The following is a 15183-nucleotide window of genomic DNA, read 5'->3' as shown; positions in this document are numbered from 1 at the left end:
CCCTCGATGCTGACGCTGCCGGGCGCGATCCCCGCAGCGTTGTGCCCTTCGTCAGGGCTCCTCCGACCCCGACGTGAGCCACGGCCCGCACGTCGGCAGCCCCGCGGTCTTCTGGGCGCAGTCCGTCGCCGGCGCCGTCAACACGGCCACCGCCGGCGCCGTCAACACGGCCGCGATCTTGCCGTTCGCCATCTGCTTGCACACCTCCGGCGGTAGCTGGATCCGCCCGTCTTCCTCCACCCGGAAGCCATCATCGCTGGCGGCGTCGAGCGCCACAAGGCAACGGCGGTCGTCGCCATCGCCGTCGCACACGCCGTCGCCGGCGACGGTCTCCAGCGCCACGTTCCGCGGAGCCCCGCCGTCGCCCGCGATCGTGCAAGCCGCCGCGTCGACCTCCGCCGCCGTCGCCTCCTTGAAGCAGGTCGTCACGTCGAAGCAGTCCCCGTCCCCACCGCCGTAGACGTCGCCGGCCGAATAGTCAGGCAGCGTGCTCGAGTCGATCTTGTTCGACACGCACGCCCCCGCGACGCAGGTCTGGTCGTCTCCGCAGAGCGTGTTCTCGACGTCGTTCCCCGCGCTCTCCCCTGAGCCGTCACAGAGAAAGTTGAGCGGTAGGGTGAGCAACGCGACGCGATTCTCCGGGATCGTCGTGACCGCCTCACGCACGATGCGCACCGCGCCGAGCGCGTCCTTGACGCGCGCGCTGACCCTGATCCGGATGGATTCTCCCCCGCTGTTCGAGGAGTAGAACCCGATTGTCGCCGGGAGCTGCGCGTCGGCATCGGGCTCGCCAAGCCGCAGGTAGGCTTGATTGAACCCGCCTCCGCCGCTCTTGAACACCTGGACCTGGAGGACATCGAAGTCCTTGGGAAGGGCGAGATCCGTCGAGATGGCGACGACGATCTCGTCCGGCGAAGAACACCCTCCGCACGCGAGCGCGAGGAGCGCGGCGAGGACGAAGCGGCGGCCGCGGATCATCGGCCTCCTCCGAAGGGGATCGCGAACGAGGCGCCGCCCCGCGCGGACAGGGCGACCGAGCCGGGCGACAGGGTGCCGTCGACCGGCGGCTCCCCCGCGAAGACGCCCAGGCCGACAAGGAGCGCGCCCGTGAGCACGGCCACGCCGCCGCCGATCCAGATCCAGCGCTCGATGTTGCTTTCCTTGGGCTTCGGCACCAGCGAGACCTGCACGCGGCGTGTCTGGTTGTCGAGGATCATCACCTCGGACTGGTGCGACAGCATGTCGGACGCCGTGACGCGGAGCGCGTGGCCGCCGCTCGGCACCGGCCCGTCATAGCTGCCGCGGCCGACCACGCGGCCGTCGATGGAGATGACGGCGTTCGGCGGCGCCGCGACGATGAGCCGCCCCTGGTGGACCTCCCGCTCGAGCGTGGCCTTCACCGTGACCACATCGCCGCCCGCCACCGGCTGGGAGACCTCGACGTCCTTGAAGCCCTTCTTTGTCACCCGGATCTTCCGGGTGCCGACGTCGAGCAGCACGGGCTCGCGCAGCGGGGTCCGGCCGACCTCCTCGCCGTCGACGAAGACGGCGGCGCCCGCCTCGCTGGCCTGGAGGTCGAGGCGGCTCACGTAGGCCTTCGTCGCCTCGATGAGCGCCGCGGCGTCCTTGCGATCCTGCTCCGTGAGCTGCGGACCGGCCTCCTGGAGGAGCTTCTCGACCGTTCCGAGCAGGCGCGCGTAGCGCTTCAGGTTCTTCTGGCAGAGGGCGATGTTCCAGAGCAGCCGCGGGTCGCGGGAGAGCTCGTGGGCGCGCTCGAACTTGATGATGGCGTTGCGGTAGTCGCCGTCGTTGAAGAGGATCCGCGCGGCCTCATACTCGGCCTTGGCCTCCCCCGTGAGGGTCTCGGACAGCGGCCCCTGGGCCGCAGGAGCGCTCGCGGCAGGCGCGGCGGCCGGCGCAGGCTGGGCCACGACCGGCGCGCCGGCGGCCGGCGCAGGCTGGGCCGCGGCGGGCGCGAGCCCCGCCAGCGCGGCGCCGCCGAGCGCGAGCGCGGCACAGACGCGCACGCTCTTGCGGCTCCGCAGCGGGAGTCGTTCGCTTCCAGGCCAATTCATCTGGGTTTACCTTTGTCGTTCAGCACATCGAAGATGCTGGGGCTGTCGTTCCCCTGTGACGCGGTCGTGGTCGACGTGGCCGAGGGCGCCGCTGTCGACGCCGGTGGGGCCGAAGGCACCGCGGAGGCCCTCGGCCGAGGCGCCGTGGGGGTGGACGTCGTGGGCGCCTTCGCGGTCGCCGTCGCCGAGGTTCGGGCGCTCGCCGACGGCGCCGGGGGCGCTATCGCCACCGCGGTCGTCGTCGGCGCCGGGGTGGCGACCGTGGCCACGGCGGAGACGTCCGGAGGAGCGACCGGCGGGGGCGGCACGGACGTCGTCGCGGGCGGCGGTGGCTCGGCGGAGGTTGTCGCGGCCAGCGGCTCGACCGCAGGATCCCCCGCGTCGCCGCGGAACGTGACGAAGCGCAGGACCCCGCCGATCACCGCCGCGACGCCCACCCCGGCGATCGCCAGCGCCACGCCGCTCCGCCTGCGGCCGGCCGACGCGGGGCTCGCGGCCGTCCAGCCGGGAGCCGAGCCCGCCGGGCCCGCCGTGTGGCCGACCGCGGCGCCTGACGTCGCGCCGGCGGGCGGCGCGCTGGACCGCCCCTGCGCGGTCGCCGCGGGCACGCCGCTCACGCGCTCCTGCGCCGTCGGCCCGGGGGGAACGCTCATCCGATCGCGCGCCGAGCTCGCCCGGTCGCGCCAGCTGACCGCGGGCACGAGCCCCAGCGTCCGCTCGATCCGCTCCAGCGACGCCAGCGCGAGCGGAGGGCCGAAATCGACGATGGCGCCCGCGAGCTCGGCGACGGACCTGAAGCGCTTCGCGACGTCCCTCTCGAGGCAGTGCAGGATCGCCGCCTCCAGGCCCGGCGGCAGGTCGCGCCGGAAGGTGCTCGGGGACGGCGGCGCCTCGGTGTTGATCATCAGGATGAGCTCGGACAGCGAGGTCGCGTCGAAGGGCACCCGCGCCGTGAGCAGCTGATAGAGGATGGCGCCGAGCGACCAGATGTCCGCGCGCGCGTCCACCGAGCGCGCCGAGCGCATCTGCTCCGGCGCCATGTAGAGCGGTGAGCCGAGCACCATCGCCGTCTTCGTCAGCCCGAGCTCGGGCTCGGCCCCGGCCGACTCGGCGAGCGCCTTGGAGATGCCGAAATCGAGCACCTTCACCATGCCGCTGCCGTCCGCTCCGCGCGTGAGGAAGAGGTTCGCCGGCTTGAGATCACGGTGGATGATGCCGGCCGCGTGCGCCTCGGCGATGGCCTCGCAGGCCTCGAGCACGTAGCCCACGGCCTCCTCCAGCTCGAGCGGGCCGCGCTGCCGCAGCGTCTCCTGCAGGTCGCTCCCCTCCAGGTACTCCATCACCATGAACGGCGCGCCGGTCTCGAGCGTCCCGACGTCGAGCACGCGCGCGACGTGCTCGCTCTTCAGGCGCACCGCCGCGCGCGCCTCGCGCACGAAGCGCTCCACCATCTCGGCGTTGGCGCCGGGGTGGAGCATCTTGATGGCGACCCGCTGGTGGAGCTGCTCGTGCAAGGCGGCGACGACGACGCCCATGCCCCCTTGCCCGAGGATGCGCTCGACCCGGTATTTCCCCGACAGAACTTGACCTTCGGCAACCGGTGAGCTCACGGACACTCCTGCGCTGGGGCTGCCGTCAGGGCGCGCCACCACCGCCACGTTATCCAGGAGGCCACCTTATTCCATCCGCCGCTCTCATCCAAGGCCTCGCCTCGGCCGTTCAGCCACGTCAGAGGCCACGTCAGGCGACGTCAGAGGCCACCACGCTCGGTCGCCGTGCCTCCGGCCGTGCGCTGGACCGAGGCGGGGCGGGGCAAGCCGGACGCCCGGCTCATCCGTGGTGCTCCCCATCGTCGCCCGGGGCGACTACCCTACGCGCCATGCCCCGCATCGCCAAAGTCGAGCGCAAGACGCGCGAAACGGACATCCGCATCGAGATCGATCTCGACGGCCAGGGCCGCTCGTCGATCAGGACGCCGCTCCCCTTCCTCACGCACATGCTCGATCAGATCGCCCGCCACGGCCTGTTTGACCTCACCATCCACGCCGAGGGCGACATCGAGATCGACGGCCACCACACCACCGAGGACTGCGGCATCACCCTGGGCGCGGCCGTGCAGCAGGCGCTCGGCGACAAGGCGGGCATCGCGCGCTACGGCGAGGCGACGCTCCCCATGGACGAGGCGCTCGCGCAGTGCGCGCTGGACCTCTCCGGCAGGCCCTACTTCGTCTGGCGCGTGCCGCTGCCCAAGGCGAAGCTCGGCACGTGGGACGTCGAGCTCGCCCCCGTGTTCTTCGAGGGCTTCGCGCGCGGCGTCGGCGCGAACCTCCACGTCCGCCTCATCGAGGGGGACAACCTGCACCACATCGTCGAGATCTGCTTCAAATCGTTCGCCAAGGCGCTGATGAAGGCGACCCGCATCGAGCCCCGCGTCGCCGGCATTCCGTCCACCAAGGGGAGCCTCTGAGCCATGCAATCGATCGCGCTCGTCGACTTCGGGATGGGCAACCTGCGCTCCGTGGAGCGGGCGCTCCTCCAGGCCGCCGGGGACGCCGGCGAGCCGTGCGCGGTCACGCGCACGGGCGATCCGGAGGTCATCGCGCGGGCCGACAAGGTGGTGGTGCCAGGCCAGGGCGCCTTCCGCGACTGCGCGGCCGCCCTGCAGGACGGCATCGGCGAGGCGCTGCGCGAGCAGATCCGGAAGGGGGCGCCGTACCTCGGCATCTGCCTCGGCATGCAGGCCCTCTTCGACTCGAGCGAGGAGGCGGCCGGCGCGCGGGGGCTCGGCGTGTTCCCCGGGATCGTCAAGCGCCTCACGCCGGAGCCGAGCGCGGCCGAGGCGACGGCGGTGGCCGGCGAGCCCTGGGCCGGGATCAAGATCCCCCACATGGGGTGGAACCGCATCGCGATCACGCGCGACGTGGAGGGCCCGCTCGGCGTGTTCGCTGGCGAGCGCCCGTTCGTCTACTTCGTCCACAGCTACCACGCCGTCCCGCTCGACCCGGCGCTCGTGGCGGCGACGACGGAGCACGGCCCGCACCGGATCACCGCGGCGATCGAGCGGGACAACGTGACCGCGACGCAGTTCCACCCCGAGAAGAGCCAGGAGACGGGCCTGCGCCTGCTCGTCCGCTTTCTGAACGGGTGAGCCGACCGCGGCGCTGGCCTGTCATGGGTGCGGGCGCTGCGCCCGGTGGTACAGGTGCTTGACGTGCGCGAGCTTGAGGTGCGCGCTCAGGGGCAGCTCGGACGGCCGCCGGGCGAGGCCGCGCCGTGACGGGCGCGCTCGGCCCGCGCGCCCCTCGCGCTCCAGCGATCGCGGCGCGAGGGGGAGATCGACGACGAACACCGCGCCCCGGCCGAGCTCGCTCTCCACGCGGATCGCCCCGCCGTGCGCGCGCGCCGCGGCGTGCGCGATGTAGAGGCCGAGCCCCAGGCCGCCGAAGCGATCCGGGACCGCCCGCTCGAACCGCGCGAAGATCCGCTCCTGGTCCTCCCTCGCGATCCCCATGCCGTGATCGCGCACGATGAGCCGCGCCCGCGCGCGCGTCGCGCGCACCTCGATCGAGATCGGCTTGCCCTCACCGAAGGTGATCGCGTTCTTGATCAGGTGGAACGCCATGCGCTCGATCTGGGACCGGTCCCAGCGGCCGATCACCGCGCCCTCGGCCGCGACCGCGATGGCGCCGCGCGCGGCCGGCCGATGCGCGACCGCCACCGCCACCACATCGCGGATGAGCACGACGAGATCGACAAGCTCGCGGGCTGGCACGCGCCGGGCCGGATCGGCGCGCCGGACCTGGAGCATGTCGTCGCACAGCCTGGCGAGCCGGCCGAGCTGACGATCGAAGACGGCCAGCATCGCCGCCGCCCACGCCGGGGTGTTCTCCGGCTCCCGTTCGCTCATCCGCTTCGTCAGCTGGAGCTGCAGGAGGAGCGAGGTGACAGGCGTCCTGATCTCGTGCGCAGCGAGCACGAGGAAGTCCTCCCGGAGCCGGGCGGTGTCTTCCCGGAGCGGGACGGCGGGGACGCGGTCGTCGAGGTCGTCGCAAAACGCGGTCATGGCAGAGCCTGCTGGCAGAGTTCGGTGATGATCACGAAAGCATGGCCCGTGCCGCTCATGGCGGTTCGCAGATCGGCACTTCCGGCGGCAGAACAGGGCCACTTCTGCCGGGCGGACGCGCGTCGACGCATCGCACCGCGCCGTCGACTGCGCAGAACCTCGCGGCGTGAGCCGCCTGGACGGTCAGGGCCAAGCGCGGCGCCTCGGGCGGCTCCGGAGCGCTGCCGGGCCGCGGCGCAGGCGGGTCCGGGCGCGCCCTTGCTTGCGGGCCAGGTCCCGCGGAGCAGCTTTGTCCGCATGCAATACCAGAGCGGAGAGCAACACCAGAGTGGAGAGCCAGGAGCCAGGGCTCAGGCCCGCGGATCCATGGGTGAGCTGCACGCGCTGCTCAGGGAGTTCGACACGGCCATGCTCGTCACCATGACCCCGGAGGGGCTGATGCGGGGTCGGCCGATGGAGATCCAGGAGCCGGCCGAGCTGATGGACTGCGATCTCTGGTTCGTGACGCAGGAGGAGACGGCGAAGACCGGCGAGATCGCCCGGGAGCAGCAGGTGGCGGTCTGCTGCTACCGGCCGCGGGATCGGGCGTACATCTCGATCTCGGCGCGCGCGACGATCGACAGGAACGAGGAGAAGATCCGGAGCCTCTGGAAGCCCTCGTGGAAGACGTGGCTGCCGGACGGCCCCGCTCACCCTCACGCCGCGATCCTGAGGCTGAACGTGGAGCGCGCCGAGTACTGGGAGCCCGAGGGCGGGCGGCTCCGGATCCTGTACGAGAAGGCCAAGGCGCTCGTTCAGAGAAAGCCGGCGAGCGACAAGCTGAATCCGCCGAAGCACATCTGAGCGCCGCGCCTGCCCGCAGCGGCCCGGCTCTCCCGCGCGGCCGCCCGATCTAGCGCGCCGCTGCCGCCCCGAAGATGCGGCTGAGCGCGTCGGTGAGGGAGCTGTCGTCGTTGCTGCCGACGACCAGCTCGGCCACCTGCTTGAGCGCCTGCGGGCTGTGACCCATCGCGATCGGAAGACCGCAGGCCTTCAGCATGGGAATGTCGTTCTCGCCGTCGCCGACAGCGACCATCTCCCGCGCGGACAGCCCTCGCCTCTCGGCGATGAACGCGAGCGCGCGCCCCTTGTCGATCCGGCTGCGCGTCATCTCGATGTAGTTGTCCTTCGAGCGCGCTACCGCGATGCCGTCGTCGAGCGCCGCGAGCTCCTTCGCGAGCCGAGCGTTGTCGCGGTGCCCTTCGTCGGTGATCATCAGGAGCTTCTCGGTCACGGGGCGGCTCGCGAAGCCGGCATCGACGGTGGGCGCGAAGCCGACGACGTCGGCCTCGGCCCTGACGCGCCGGTCCGCTGCCTGAACGATCCAGTCGAAGCCGGCGTAGAGGTTCAGGCTGACCCGCTCGTCGCGTCCATGGCGCGCCAGGATCTGCTCGACGGTGGCCGCCGGCAGGGGCGAGCGGTCGAGTATCCTCCCGCCGGAGCTGAAGACGAAGGCGCCGTTCAGCGCCGCCCACGGGCCTTGCAGCTCCAGGCTGTCGGCGATCTGCTCCACGGAGCGAGGGGGGCGCGAGCTGATCAGCGTGAGCAGGAGCCCCCGCGCGGTCAACGCCGAGCACAGCGACCGCATCTCGGGCGAGACCGAGTGATCGGACCGCAGCAGGGTCCCGTCCAGATCGAAGGCAACGCCGCGAAAGCTCCCTGGCACCATGCGCGCTCTCCTGTCCTGCCGCTCGCCCGTACCACAGCCGAGCGCACGCGCGCGAGCTCTCCGGAGGTCGTTCGCCGCGCGCGCGGGTGGGCCGGGGCGCCGAGCTGGGAGCTCGGCGGAGCCGGCGTGGCTCGGCGTCAGGCCTTCTTTCTCGGATTGAACTCGGTGACCGTGTGAAGCGTCTGGGCCACCTTCTCGCCTCTCCTCGGCGGCGTGAGCCCTTCTCCATGCAGCTCGGCGACGATGGCGGTGATGTTGTCCTCCCCGCCGCGCTCGCTCGCCAGCGCGACGAGCCTCTGGCATGAGGCCTCGATCGACGGGCCCCGCTCGATCACGGCGAGCATGTCGTCGGCCGAGAGCTTGTTCGAGAGTCCGTCCGAGCAGAGCAGGAGGCGATCGTCGCGCCGCAGCTCGAGCCGGGCGACGCTGGCCTTGACGTCCGGATCGAGGCCCATCGCCTGGAGCAACATGCTCCTCATCGGGTGCTGCTCGGCCTCCTCGGGTTGAATCATCCCTGCGTCGATGAGCGCCTGCACGAAGCTCTGATCGTGCGTGATCTGGAGGATCTGCCCGTTGCGAATCAGGTAGGCGCGCGAGTCGCCCACCTCGGCGACGTGCGCCTCGGTCCCGTGCACGCAGATCGCGGTGAGCGTCGCGCCCATGCCCTGGCGGCCCGGCTGCTGCGAGGCTTGCCACACCTCGCGGTTGGCTCGCTCTACAGCCAGGAGGGTCGCGTCGTCCCAGTTGCCGCGCGCCGTGGCCATCGCCCGTCGAAGCGCCTCCACGACCAGGGCGCTCGCGACCTCGCCGGCCGCCGCGCCGCCCATGCCGTCGGAGACGGCGAGCAGGACGGGATAGGAGGCTTCAAAGGTAACCGCATGGGCAGGCGGCGCGGTCTTGGCGACCGACGTGAGGTGCGCGATGAGGAGCGTGTCCTCGTTGTTCTTGCGAACCCGCCCCAGGTCGGTGATCCCGCAGGCTCGCACCGTGATGTCCCCGGCTCCCCGTGTCGCTGCTGTCATGTAATGTCTCCTGTTTCCTTGCTTCCACCCACGAACCGACCGCTAGATAGGGCGGGAACGCACAGACTGTAACACCGAACACATCTCAACTCGCCTGGAGTTCCCGTATGCCGTGGGCGCGTCGCGGATCGCCGCCATCGCTACTCGTCTGGTGCGGCGGCGGGCCACGTCAAGCAGGGCCTGGCGAGCTGATCGGCGGGGGCTGACCCGGGTTCGGGGGGCGGCGGTGTGATCGAGGTACGTCGGCCGGCGGTGTGCCCCGGGTTGACCTGTCGGCTGCCGGCCGTCCGCCCCCGGGCGGGTCCCCGACTCAGGTCGAGATCCCCGCGGCGGGTGGCGGTGGGTGGCGGGCGGCAGCGGAGGGCGGACGGCGAGTCGCCGTCAGGGTCGGTGAGTCGCAGTCAGGTCGGCCGTCAGCGGCGGTCGACTCAGGGGATCGCCGCGGACGTGAACGGTATCGGGAAGATCTGCCCCGTCCTCCACGCCTCGGCATGATCCGCGTAATGGCACGTCCGCGGATCCCCGCTGATGCCCGTGCTCATCACCCCGAGCGAGCCGTCGAGCGGCGCGAGGTTCCAGATCAGCCGCGTCGCGCTGAGCGAGTCCTGATCGAGCGCGGCGCGCACCCCGCCTGCGTCCTCGAACTCGCCGGGCGGGAGCGCCAGGATCCCGACCTTCGCGAACCACCCGCCGATGTTCACCGTCTCCACGTCGCCGGTCGCCGGGAAGGTGCCGATGTCGAAGCGCGGGTCCTCGCCCGCGAGCGGATGGTTGTAGGTCAGCTCGTGGATCCCGCCCCAGGTCCACGCGCTCACGTCCGACCCGAGGGCCCCGCGGAGCATCGCGTCCGCCTCGCCGAGCGCCGTGCGCACGGCCTCATCCCGGGCGACCCCCGGATCCACGCCCTCGCTGATGCCGAAATAGGGCGCGCGCGGGCTCTCGAGCACGTCCATCAATCCGTTCAGCTGATTCGTGAGGAACACGTTGGGCGCGAAGTACGCGTACTCATCGGGACCGATCACGTCCCTCACCGTGTTGCGCAACAGGATCAAGGTGAGCATCTCGTAGACGGCCGCGCCGCGGCTGCTCGCCGCCGCATTTCCATCCCACTGTTGCAGGGCCTCCACCGCCGCGAGGGCGCTCGGATCGTCCCCAGGCAGCCCGACGCGCCCGAGCGCGGCCAGGTAGCTGTCGCGCAGCGGCAGCCCGATCGTGGTCTGTGTGTCGAGCTGGATCGACGCCATGTCCTGCGGTGTGAGCGGCTGCGTCGCCGTGGTCAACCGGGTCATGATCCGCTGAGCGCGCCAAGGCATGTCCCAGTAGTTGGCGAGGTGCACCGGCCGCCCCTGCGGCGCGTAGCTGCGCGGGACCATCCGGTTGTTCGCCGTCACAAGGATATGCGACGGCGGATCGTAGACCGAGGGCAGCTCGGCGTTCGTGGCGTACCCGGTCCACTCATGTCCTCCCGTCCCCGGCACCGGATAGAGCGCGTTCAGCGGGCTCTCACGCTGCGGCGCGAGACCCGAGTTCTGGTAGCCGATGTGGCCGTGGGCGCCCGTGTAGTCCGCGAAGATGAAGTTCCAGCCGATGCTCTGCTTCAGCGCCGCCGATCTGAACTGCGGCCAGCTCTGCGCCGCCGGCATCTCGAAGTAGCCGTCGACCTTCCACTCGGGTTGAGCCGCGGTCGACTTGAGCGCGAGGGTGCCAAACGCCTCCAGCCCATCCAGGCCGTCGTTGAGGACGGGCCCGTGGGGCGTCGAGCGGAACGTCCGCTGCACATCCGGCTGCCCCTTCACCCGGATGGTCTCGACGCGCCTCTTGACCGGCCTCCACTGGCCGTTGATGAGCACCTCCTCGCCTCCTCCGCTCGCCTCGCGGAGCGTCTCCACGTACAGATCGACGCTGTCGTAGAGCGAATACGTCGGCACCCAGGCGATGTGGTCGGTGTGGCCGCTGATGAACCCGGGGAACCCAGGCATCATCCAGCCCGCCACGTTGTACTGACCGTTCACCTTGAGCTGGGCCATGTAGACGGCGGACGGGGTCGCGTGGGGGAAGTGCGGATCGGTCGCGAGGAGGGGCTTTCCGGTCGAGGTGAGGTGCCCGTCGACCGCCCACGCATTGCTCGCGCGTCCGCTCGCAGGCGTCATTCGCAGGAGCTGCTGCGAGAGCTGACGCGACCCCTCCAGGCAAGACGGCGGCGGCGGGTTGACGACGGTCGCGGACGGCGCGGTCGGGCCGGGCGGCACGAGGAACTGCGAGACCGGATTCAGGTTGCCCTGCGCGTCGAACATCGACACCCCGTCCGCAGCCTCCTTGATCAGCGTCGTCGCGACCTCCGTGCCCGCGATGGTTGCCACCGTCGCGCGCTCCAGCTTGGTGAACCACGTCAGGGTGTCGAACGTGACGCCCACATAAATGTAGGCCAGGACGCTGTCCTGGGGCGTCCAAGGAGCCGGCTCATAACCGAGGGTCTGGAACTCGATCGGCAGGCCGTCGCTCGATGTCTTGGCCACGGAGATGTACTTGTTCACGCCCTCGGCGCACCCCTGCAGCACGCGCTTCGTCCGCGAGGCCGCCGCTGCATAGCGCGCCGCCGCGAACGCGGGCAGGTTCTGCGCGCGGACGAGGAGATCCTGGCCGAGAATGCTGTCGTCGTCCCCGGGCCCGTAGATCTCCGCGAGGCGCCCCTGAGCGCTCCGGCGCAGCACGTCCATCTGGAAGAGCCGGTCGCGCGCCATCGCATAGCAAAGGCCGGCATAGCCTGCCTTCTCGTCCCACGCGGTGACGTGCGACATCCCCCGATCGTCCACGCGGATGTACGCCGCGTCGAGCCCACTGATCTGAACCGCGGTTTCCTTCGCCGCGATTTGCTCTGTCAACACCTGTTCATCCTGGGCCACGCTGCACGCGGCAGCAGACAGCAGGAATGCCACGCCGGTCATTCGCCTGATCATGCCGATCTCCTTCTGCTGGCCCTCTCGCAGGGCCGCAGTTTGCAGGTCACGTGCGCCACGCTCACCCTGAGTCGCGGCCGCTCCCCATGAGAGTGCGCGGCGAGCGACTGTCAGTACAAAATGCCGCCCGAAACAAATCAGGCGAATTGCAGAGTGTTCGCTGACAAGCAGCGGACAAGACGAACGGGCGCGCCTCCTACGTTGCTTTCACATGCACGAGATAAGCGAATAGGAATTAACTAATGCAGCTCGAAAGTCAAGCTATTCGTTATCCACGCCTCTTGTACAGCCACGCTGTACACCGGCGCTCACAGACACCCTTTCAGGCGATCTGGCAAGCGATCTGGCAAGCGATCTGGCAAGCGATCTGGCAAGCGATCTGGTTTGCCTGGTTGCACGCGGACTGCCCGTAAAATCAGCAACCTAGCACTCAGCTGACATGCGCGCCACGCGGCGCGGGGCCTGCGCTGGATTCCGACGGTCGGGTGGTCGGGTGGTCGGATGGGCGGGTGGTTGGACGGGCGGGCGTCCGGTCAGACGGCTCATCATTCCGCATTGCCCGCATTCCGCGCCCGGCCCTCGCACACGGCAGTCCGGCGCTTGTCTCGTGGTGCGTGGCGCGTGGTGCAAGGTGCCGCCGTCGACAGATCGTCCGCGGCACCGTCCAGCGCAGGAATCCGTCGTCGGGGCGTGAGGTCGCCCCAGGAGAACCCTTTACCCGTAACGCGTTCTGGGACGGCTGACCGGCCCGGCGTCGCGACGCCCGAAGAGAGCTGCTCTCCCCCGTCAGGGCCCTTCGAGCCACGGCGAGGACATCGTGAGAGAGCCCGGGCGAGCTCGCGTCACCCGCGTCCGGGAGATCGCTCTCCGGCATCGGCCGCGCCCAGGGGGCGCTCGCCGCCGCGGGCGCCGCCACCGTCGAGCGCTGCGCAGATCTCGGTGAAGCTGTCGAACGGCGTGCACGGGATCCCGTCGCGCGCGCAGAGCGCGTCGAGGGCGCTGCCCCGCACCGCGAACACGCGATCGCAGCACCGCGCCGCGGGGTAGTCGAGCCGACCGTCGCCGATGTAGACCGCGACGGTCTCGCCGGTCGCCGCCTTCAGCTTGTCGAGGACGCGGATCTTGAAGTCGTCCCCCGGACCGAGCGACACCGCGTCCGGCACGGTCACGCGCCAGCGCCCGTCGAAGACGGCATCGAAGCAAGAAAACGCCGTGCCCGGGGGCAGGAACTCGCGGATGTAGAACGGTAGACCGTGGCTGACCACGTGAAACACCCACCCCCGGCGAGCACACAGCGAAAGCAGCTCCTCGAAGCCCGGGCGCAGCCCGGCGTGGGGACGGAGCTCGGCCAGGAGCTCGTCCGCCGAGCGATCCACATCCGCATAGCCGCGCCGGAGGAGCTCGAACGGCGTGATCTCGCCGCTGGCAGAAGGCGTGAGCAGCGCCTGCCGCCAGTCATAGCGGAGGTGGGCGTCCCAGATCTGGTTCGTCAGGTCGGCGCAGGTGATGGTCCCGTCGAAGTCGCTGAGGATGAGCACGACCGACGATTGTGCACCTCTTCACGCCGTCCCGCCAGCGCCGACGGTCAGATCGCGACGGGGAACGGGTTCCGCTCGGCGAACCCGGTCTGGTGAAAGTAGGGGTACGCCAGCCTCGTCTTGCTCGCTGCGTCGAGCTTCGCGATCTGCTCCGGCGTCAGGGTCCACCCAACGGACCCGAGGTTCTGTCGAAGCTGCTCCTCGTTCCGGGCGCCGATGATCACGTTCGCGACGCTCGGTCGCTGCAGCAGCCAGTTGATCGCGATCTGCGGGACGGTCTTGCCCGTCTCCTTCGCCACCGCATCGAGCGCGTCCACCACGCGATAGAGATACTCGTCGTCCACCTGCGGCCCGCCCTCGACAGACAGCTTGTTCCGGAGGCGGCTGACCTCCGGCAACGACTGTCCGCGCCGGACCTTGCCGGTGAGGCGCCCCCAGCCGAGCGGGCTCCAGACCACGGCGCCGACCTTCTGATCGAGCGCGAGCGGCATCAGCTCCCACTCGTAATCGCGCCCGATGAGCGAATAGTACGCCTGGTGCGCCACGTACCGGGAAAGACCGTACTTCTCCGAGACGGCGAGCGACTTCATCAGGTGCCAGCCGGAGAAGTTCGAGCAGCCGAGATAGCGAATCTTCCCCGCCCGCACGAGGTCGTCGAGCGCGCCGAGGGTCTCCTCGATCGGCGTGAGCGCGTCGAAGCCGTGAAGCTGAAAGAGGTCGATATAATCCGTCTGCATCCGGCGCAGGCTCCCCTCGACCGATCGGATCAGGTGGTGCCGCGAGGAGCCGACGTCGTTCGGGCCCGAGCCCAGGCGGAAGGTCGCCTTCGTGGAGACGATGACCCGGTCGCGCCGGCCCTTGATCGCCTGACCGAGGATCTCCTCCGCCAGCCCGTCGGAGTAAACGTCGGCCGTATCGAACATGTTCATCCCGGCCTCGAGCGAGACGTCGACAAGCCGGGTCGCCTCCGCCACGCCGCTCGAGCCCCAGCCCTGGAAGAACTCGTTGCCTCCGCCGAACGTCCCCGTCCCGAGACTCAGCACCGGCACCTTGAACCCTGACCCGCCGAGCAGCCTGAACTCCATGTATCTCCTCCGCGCTGTGCCCAATGGGGATAACCTTCGACGCAGGGGAGAGGTGTGCCGGACACCAGGCGCTTGCCCCTTGGCCGCGGTCGTGCACGGTTAGGAACTCCAGGGCGATCCGGAAGTCAAGCCCCATCGCGACGCGCGGACGGCGCGGCCACGGTCGCGAGGCGGGGCGCGCGCCGGAGCCGATCACAGCCCGATGTCGCTCCGGAACGCATGCAGGGCCTCCGCGCTCGCGGAGCAGCGGAGCCGCTCGTCGCGGGGCATTTGCCCGAGCGTCCGCGTCTGCCCGGCCGGGATGAACATCGGCTCCCAGTGGGTGCCCTCGTCGCCCCGCCGCTCGCAGGCGATCTCCCCGAGGATGCTGCCCGTGTAGACGCGGAGCGTCCGGCCGTCGCAGTAACAGACCTTCTGGACGACCCACGCGGCGCGAGACACCCCCGGGGGAATGAGGCCGCAGATCCGGTCCTGCAGCCGCTCCCAGAACGGCCTCACGAGCGGGCCCGGGAAGCCGTTCAGATGCTCGATGAACAGCCCGCCGTGCTCCACGAAGAGCGGCACGAGCGCCAGCCGGTAGGCGGCGAGGGCCTTCTCCCGCACGACGATGTCGAGATCCGAGGAGAGGACCTCGGGCACCTCGAGCCGCAGGACCCGGAGCGGCGTCGGCCCGTCCTTCCAGCCATGGGCCATGTCCTCGAGCTTGTGCTCGTTCGAGGAGACGAAATAGACCAT

The 15183-nt window shown here is 70.4% G+C and carries 13 protein-coding genes; 3 read left to right on the top strand and 10 right to left on the bottom strand.

The window, feature by feature from the left end:
• Positions 1 to 51 precede the first annotated feature (51 nt).
• The 3 genes from WME75_RS14615 to WME75_RS14605 are packed head-to-tail and all read right to left on the bottom strand — an operon-like array spanning position 52 to position 3685.
• Positions 52 to 978 carry a hypothetical protein gene (locus WME75_RS14615; protein ID WP_437490891.1) on the bottom strand — a complete coding sequence of 309 codons (927 nt, stop codon included), beginning with the start codon at positions 976 to 978 and terminating at the stop codon, positions 52 to 54.
• On the bottom strand, positions 975 to 2075 hold the full coding sequence (locus tag WME75_RS14610) for a PEGA domain-containing protein (protein ID WP_437490888.1): 1101 nt from the start codon (positions 2073 to 2075) through the stop codon (positions 975 to 977). The genes WME75_RS14615 and WME75_RS14610 overlap by 4 nt, the downstream gene beginning before the upstream one ends.
• A complete protein-coding gene (locus WME75_RS14605) occupies positions 2072 to 3685 on the bottom strand; it encodes a protein kinase domain-containing protein (protein WP_437490885.1) in 1614 nt (537 codons plus the stop codon). The genes WME75_RS14610 and WME75_RS14605 overlap by 4 nt, the downstream gene beginning before the upstream one ends.
• A gap of 269 nt (positions 3686 to 3954) precedes the next feature.
• Between WME75_RS14605 and hisB the strand changes: the two genes are divergently transcribed.
• Both hisB and hisH read left to right on the top strand, forming a co-directional pair.
• Positions 3955 to 4542 (top strand): imidazoleglycerol-phosphate dehydratase HisB, encoded by a 588-nt coding sequence (hisB, locus tag WME75_RS14600; protein WP_437490882.1) that lies wholly within the window; start codon positions 3955 to 3957, stop codon positions 4540 to 4542.
• Between the two features lie 3 nt (positions 4543 to 4545).
• Positions 4546 to 5223: an imidazole glycerol phosphate synthase subunit HisH gene (hisH, locus tag WME75_RS14595; RefSeq protein WP_437490880.1), complete on the top strand. Its 678-nt coding sequence runs from the start codon at positions 4546 to 4548 to the stop codon at positions 5221 to 5223.
• Between the two features lie 21 nt (positions 5224 to 5244).
• Here hisH and WME75_RS14590 read toward each other — a convergent pair whose 3' ends face one another.
• Complete coding sequence (locus WME75_RS14590) at positions 5245 to 6138, bottom strand: sensor histidine kinase (protein WP_437490877.1); 894 nt, start codon at positions 6136 to 6138, stop codon at positions 5245 to 5247.
• Positions 6139 to 6504: 366 nt separating this feature from the next.
• Between WME75_RS14590 and WME75_RS14585 the strand changes: the two genes are divergently transcribed.
• Positions 6505 to 6981, top strand: coding sequence for a pyridoxamine 5'-phosphate oxidase family protein (locus tag WME75_RS14585; RefSeq protein WP_437490874.1), 477 nt, complete (start codon positions 6505 to 6507; stop codon positions 6979 to 6981).
• A gap of 49 nt (positions 6982 to 7030) precedes the next feature.
• On the opposite strand, the gene WME75_RS14580 is transcribed toward WME75_RS14585, so the two are convergent.
• From WME75_RS14580 to WME75_RS14555, 6 genes are all read right to left on the bottom strand, one after another.
• The gene (locus WME75_RS14580; protein WP_437490871.1) at positions 7031 to 7846 is read right to left on the bottom strand and encodes a Cof-type HAD-IIB family hydrolase; all 816 of its coding nucleotides are present in this window, start codon (positions 7844 to 7846) and stop codon (positions 7031 to 7033) included.
• 137 nt (positions 7847 to 7983) lie between these two features.
• Entirely contained in the window at positions 7984 to 8868 is an 885-nt protein-coding gene (locus tag WME75_RS14575; RefSeq protein ID WP_437490869.1) for a PP2C family protein-serine/threonine phosphatase, read from the bottom strand.
• Between the two features lie 428 nt (positions 8869 to 9296).
• Positions 9297 to 11825 carry a penicillin acylase family protein gene (locus tag WME75_RS14570; RefSeq protein ID WP_437490866.1) on the bottom strand — a complete coding sequence of 843 codons (2529 nt, stop codon included), beginning with the start codon at positions 11823 to 11825 and terminating at the stop codon, positions 9297 to 9299.
• A gap of 842 nt (positions 11826 to 12667) precedes the next feature.
• Positions 12668 to 13363, bottom strand: coding sequence for an HAD-IB family phosphatase (locus tag WME75_RS14565; protein WP_437490863.1), 696 nt, complete (start codon positions 13361 to 13363; stop codon positions 12668 to 12670).
• Between the two features lie 47 nt (positions 13364 to 13410).
• Positions 13411 to 14448, bottom strand: coding sequence for an aldo/keto reductase (locus tag WME75_RS14560; protein WP_437490860.1), 1038 nt, complete (start codon positions 14446 to 14448; stop codon positions 13411 to 13413).
• 192 nt (positions 14449 to 14640) lie between these two features.
• Positions 14641 to 15183, bottom strand: a complete 543-nt coding sequence (locus WME75_RS14555) for a non-canonical purine NTP pyrophosphatase (RefSeq protein ID WP_437490857.1) — start codon at positions 15181 to 15183, stop codon at positions 14641 to 14643.

It is taken from the genome of Sorangium sp. So ce1014, assembly GCF_051521505.1.
Classification (GTDB): domain Bacteria; phylum Myxococcota_A; class Polyangia; order Polyangiales; family Polyangiaceae; genus Sorangium.
Note: the sequence above shows the minus strand (reverse complement) of the source record. Positions and strands in the feature narration are given on the sequence as shown.